A 4,983-nucleotide genomic window follows, 5' to 3' on the forward strand; every position below is an offset into this window, starting at 1 on the left:
GATTTAAAAAAATTATTAAATATTCTTAATTAAATAATTTAGCCTCTTTTGTTAAAATAATATTCGGTTATATTTCATAAATTGGATTTATAAATTTTAAGAAAATGAAATATATTCTTGTTTTTATTTGTCTTTTGATAGTTGAAAAATCTGCTGCGCAAGTGGAAAAACGCCTCGACTCATTATTGAAAAGTAGCGTTGGACTTAATGAACCTGGGATAGCCCTTTATATTGAAAATAATGGTCGTGTAATTTATAATAAAGGCTTCGGGATAGCAGAAGATGATCGTCCGAAGCAACTCAAGCCCAAGACAAATTTCAGATTAGCTTCAGTATCAAAGCAATTCACTGCAATGTGTATTTTATTGCTTGAACAAGATAAAAAGCTATCAATAGACGACCCAATTAGTAAATATTTCTCTGAATTACCTAAATCAATTTCAGATAAAATTTCCATTCGTCAATTAATTACACACAGCTCAGGAATCATTGATTATGAAGAAGTTATGGATAATTCAATATCAAAACCATTATTGGATATTGATGTCCTAAACATCCTAAGTAAACAAGAAAAAACTTATTTTAAACCCGGTTCTGAGTTCAGGTATAGTAATTCGGCTTATGCCCTATTAGCATTGATTGTAGAGCGAGTTTCGAGTCAATCATTTCCAGAATTTATGAATGAGAGAATATTCAAACCATTGAAAATGAAAAATTCAATGGTTTATGAAGCCAATGCGCAAATTCCAAATCGATCTTTTGGCTTTGCTAGAGATAAAAACGAGAATATTTACCCAAACGATCAAAGTTTAACTAGCGCAATACAAGGAGATGGTGGTGTTTATACCTCATTAAATGAGTATAAAAAATGGACTTATGCATTATGGAATAATACACTTATTGACCTTCCTACTATCCTTAAACGCTTAAATTCGCCAATTAAAGAGCTTACAAACAGTTATTATGGTCCCGGATGGTTTTATTTCCAAAATGCCAATCCTGCCTTATTTCATTCGGGAAGCACTTGTGGCTTCAGCACCTACTCTATCAATATACCAAGTCAGAAAATATCAATTGTTTATTTCTCAAATATTGCAGGAAATTCTGAGCCATTTAAAAAAATATTGGAACTACTTAAGTCGGAGGGTATTGAAAACCCTGCAGATGTATTTACTTTACATCAATTAACACGATAGTAATGGAGTTTATTGAAGATAAAGTATTTGAAGGCATAAAGTTTCAAGAGGAGCCTCTAGCCAAGGCTGAATATGAAAATTGTGTCTTTAAACATTGTGATTTTTCAGGTGCCAATTTATTTGAATTTAAATTTAGTGATTGCGAATTTATTGGATCTAATTTTAGTTTGGCAAACATCAGTAAAACTGCATTTAGGGACATAAAATTTAAAGAATGTAAGTTGTTAGGACTACATTTTGAGCATTGTAATGAATTCGGATTAGAATTCACATTTGAAAACTGTCAGCTAGATCATTCAATATTTTACAAGACAAAAATCAAAAAAACAAATTTTAAAGATTCACAATTAAAAGAGGTTGATTTTACGGAATGTGATTTAACAGAGTCTGTATTTGAGAATTGTGATTTGAACAATGCTAATTTTGACCGAACCATACTCGAAAAAGTGGATTTAAGATCTGCTTACAACTATTCAATAGATCCGGAAAATAATCGAATAAAGAAGGCTAAATTTTCAATTCAGGGTATCTCCGGACTCCTCAACAAATACGACATAAAGATTGAAAATTAATTTTTGAAATGCAGAGAAATGAATGTTTTGACAAAGCAAAAACAATCTTTTCACTAAATTTACATTGTTTCTGAAGAAAAAGATCTAGGGAATAGATACAATGAAGGACGAATTTTTAAGGCATATATTCAAAAAGCAACAAGAAGCAAATTCGGTACCTTCAAACGAGGAAATTTCGAATTGGGCTTTAGAACTAATTCAATTACTCTATCCAGAGAAGTCTAAGCGTATTTTATATTCCATTGATGAGCTCAAAACCGAATTCAAGAAGCTTGAGATTGAACTTTTCAAAATCATGGAATCCACAAAAGCATGTATAAATTGTAATCATGCCCAATTATCTAAAGATTTTTTTGAGACATTACCAGAAATATACAGACTCTTGAATACTGATATCAAGGCCATTTTCGATGGTGATCCGGCAGCAAAGAGTGAATTTGAGGTTGTGAGAGCCTATCCAGGCTTTTATGCCATCTCATTTTATCGCTTGGCACATGCGTTATATAAATTAGGGATACCCCTCTTGCCACGAATTTTCACAGAATATGCCCATTCAAAAACGGGCATCGACATTCATCCAGCAGCAGAGATAGATGAGTATTTTCATATTGATCATGGAACAGGAATTGTAATTGGCGAGACTTGCAAAATTGGAAAATATGTGAAAATGTATCAGGGAGTAACTTTAGGGGCTTTAAGTGTACATAAAAGCATGGCAGATACTAAAAGGCATCCTACAATTGGCGACCGTGTGGTTGTTTATTCGGGCGCAACCATTCTTGGTGGAGAAACAGTTATTGGAAATGACAGTACGATTGGAGGAAATGTATGGCTAACCAAAAGCGTTCCTGCAGGCTCTTTTGTTTATAATGTCGCTGAAGTAAGAATATCAACCACAAAAGAGAAATCATAATGGCAGGAATCATTGATTTAGTAGGAAATACCCCCCTGGTGGAGTTGCAGCGCTTAAACCCCAACCCGAATGTAAAAATTTATGCCAAATTGGAAGGCAATAACCCAGGAGGAAGTGTTAAAGATAGAGCAGCGCTAAATATGATTAGGAGTGCCATTGAGCGGGGTGATATTAGCAAAAAAACAAAGCTTATCGAAGCAACCAGTGGTAATACAGGAATCGCTTTAGCGATGATTTCAAGCTTGTATGGCATTGAAATAGAATTAGTTATGCCATCTAATTCAACAAGAGAGCGTACCTTAACCATGGAAGCTTTTGGTGCAAAAGTAACCTTACTCGATGGAATAGAACTTTGCAGAGATTATGCTGAAGAAAAAGCTGCGAGTGGTAAAAGTTATCAACTTAATCAGTTTGCTAATCCAGATAATTTCATGGCACATTACAAAACTACGGGACCAGAAATTTGGAGAGATACGGAGCAAAAAATAACGCATTTTGTGAGTTCTATGGGAACAACAGGCACTATTATGGGATGTTCAAGATTTTTGAAAGAAAAGAATAACAACATACAAATTATTGGATGTCAGCCAACTGAAGAATCATCTATTCCCGGAATACGCCGTTGGCCAGAGGCCTATTTACCCAAAATATTTGAACCTAACCGCGTAGACCGCATCATGGATATTTCTCAAACTGAGGCCACTGCTATGAGCCGTAAGTTGGCAAAAGAAGAAGGTATATTTGCAGGAATGAGTAGTGGTGGTGGAGCTTCCGCAGCAATCAGATTAGCTTCAGAATTGGAGGAAGGAGTAATTGTATTTATTGCTTGCGATCGAGGTGATCGATATTTAAGTAGCGATCTTTTTGGATAATTTAAGTATTGCCATACTTCTTAAAATCTAAAATTTTAGGCGAATGGCAGTGTTTATCGATAATTTGATTTATAATCTCCTGCGTCATATCTGGATAATTAACCTCAATAATTTTTGAAGAATCTATCCATGCATTGATAATCATATCATTTCTATCATGCAGATTTTTAATAACAGGAACACCCATGTCTTTTAATGCAGCAGCGTTTAATTGCTGCTCATATTGATTTTTCATAGGAATAACCAAGAGCTTCTTTTTCATAAATAAAGCCTCGGCAGGAGTTTCAAAACCTGCCCCACATAGCACCCCGTCAGATGAAGCCATGCTACTTACAAATCTCTCATTATGAATAGGTTGTACGGTAATATTTTTAAGGGTAAATGCTCTACGATTATGTTTTGAAAACACATCCCATCTTACATTTTTAAATTGACTTAACTTTGCAATCAATCGCTTGTCATCGTAGGCAGGAAGATAGACGGTATAATGCGCTTTATTTTCAATCTTCTGATTTCTAACCTGAGCTCTAATTACCGGGGTGAAAATATTATTTTCATAAGATTTAAAGTGAAAACCATATTGTGCAGTGGTAGGAGCATAATTTTTGAGAATTAACTTACCTAACATATCAGTATGCTCTGCTTTTGGAGCCTCTTCAGCTAAAACAGCAGCTTGATGACTCAACCCAATGCAAGGAATATTCTTCATGTAGCAGGCCCATGATGATACAGGTTCAAAATCATTGATAACCAAGTCATAGTTCTCCACTGGTAAAGCATTGATTTCTTTAACTAGCTTACGAATATTAGATTTCACGAAGGTTTTCCAGAGATCAACACCTCCAGACTTACCAAAAATAAAACTGAGTCCGCGTAATTTATACTTCAAAGGAAAGGGTAAACTAAGATCACCCTGAGTGCCACTCACAAGAATATCGACATTTCCATGTTGCTTTAGACAAGGGATAATATCCATTGCCCTGCTTAAATGTCCATTTCCTGTGCCTTGAATGGCATAAAGTATATTCATTAATTAGAAGATAATCTGCTGCTAAATTGCTAAAAATCTATGAGACCTCATCGCAAAAAGAAAAACTAAGATCACCTATTAATTAAATATAGATTACGAAAATTAATTTTATTTAAAAAATCATAACAAAAATAACAAAAAACCTCTTTAAAGGTTTTTTGTTATAAAATTTTATAAAAGCAAAATTAAGATCAAAAGAATGATGATTATCGCACCAACAGAAAGATAAACACCTCCATTAGTAACCTTTAATTCCTTTTTCATTTCAATTAATTCGTTGCGTAGGTTTTTTCGTTCCTTCGAATTTAATTGGGATCTATCAATATTTTTAATTTCTTCGATCCTCTTTGTAATTACCTCAATACGAGCCTTTTGAGTCTCAGTCAGCACGGGTTTATTA

The 4,983-nt window shown here is 34.1% G+C and carries 6 protein-coding genes; 4 read left to right on the forward strand and 2 right to left on the reverse strand.

The window, feature by feature from the left end:
• Positions 1-104 precede the first annotated feature (104 nt).
• The 4 genes from ACIQ0D_RS11405 to cysM all read left to right on the forward strand — a co-directional run bounded on the left by ACIQ0D_RS11405 (position 105) and on the right by cysM (position 3,553).
• Positions 105-1,196 carry a serine hydrolase domain-containing protein gene (locus ACIQ0D_RS11405; protein ID WP_395805708.1) on the forward strand — a complete coding sequence of 364 codons (1,092 nt, stop codon included), beginning with the start codon at positions 105-107 and terminating at the stop codon, positions 1,194-1,196.
• A gap of 2 nt (positions 1,197-1,198) precedes the next feature.
• Entirely contained in the window at positions 1,199-1,768 is a 570-nt protein-coding gene (locus tag ACIQ0D_RS11410) for a pentapeptide repeat-containing protein (RefSeq protein WP_395805710.1), read from the forward strand.
• A gap of 100 nt (positions 1,769-1,868) precedes the next feature.
• Complete coding sequence (locus ACIQ0D_RS11415; RefSeq protein ID WP_395805712.1) at positions 1,869-2,681, forward strand: serine O-acetyltransferase; 813 nt, start codon at positions 1,869-1,871, stop codon at positions 2,679-2,681.
• Complete coding sequence (gene cysM, locus ACIQ0D_RS11420) at positions 2,681-3,553, forward strand: cysteine synthase CysM (protein WP_395805714.1); 873 nt, start codon at positions 2,681-2,683, stop codon at positions 3,551-3,553. The genes ACIQ0D_RS11415 and cysM overlap by 1 nt, the downstream gene beginning before the upstream one ends.
• Before the next feature lies 1 nt (position 3,554).
• Here the strand turns inward: cysM and ACIQ0D_RS11425 are convergent, their stop codons facing one another.
• Both ACIQ0D_RS11425 and ACIQ0D_RS11430 read right to left on the reverse strand, forming a co-directional pair.
• Entirely contained in the window at positions 3,555-4,583 is a 1,029-nt protein-coding gene (locus tag ACIQ0D_RS11425) for a glycosyltransferase family protein (RefSeq protein WP_395805716.1), read from the reverse strand.
• A 171-nt stretch (positions 4,584-4,754) separates the two neighbouring features.
• The coding region (locus tag ACIQ0D_RS11430) for a hypothetical protein (RefSeq protein WP_395805718.1) at positions 4,755-4,983 on the reverse strand (229 nt) is incomplete at its 5' end.

This window comes from Daejeonella sp., assembly GCF_044342615.1.
Classification (GTDB): domain Bacteria; phylum Bacteroidota; class Bacteroidia; order Sphingobacteriales; family Sphingobacteriaceae; genus Daejeonella.

Excerpts from the sequence above, each read along its gene's own strand:
- ACIQ0D_RS11405 (WP_395805708.1), top strand. The coding sequence starts at position 105 with ATGAAATATATTCTTGTTTTTATTTGTCTTTTGATAGTTGAAAAATCT.
- ACIQ0D_RS11410 (WP_395805710.1), top strand. The coding sequence starts at position 1,199 with ATGGAGTTTATTGAAGATAAAGTATTTGAAGGCATAAAGTTTCAAGAG.
- ACIQ0D_RS11415 (WP_395805712.1), top strand. The coding sequence starts at position 1,869 with ATGAAGGACGAATTTTTAAGGCATATATTCAAAAAGCAACAAGAAGCA.
- cysM (WP_395805714.1), top strand. The coding sequence starts at position 2,681 with ATGGCAGGAATCATTGATTTAGTAGGAAATACCCCCCTGGTGGAGTTG.
- ACIQ0D_RS11425 (WP_395805716.1), bottom strand. The coding sequence starts at position 4,583 with ATGAATATACTTTATGCCATTCAAGGCACAGGAAATGGACATTTAAGC.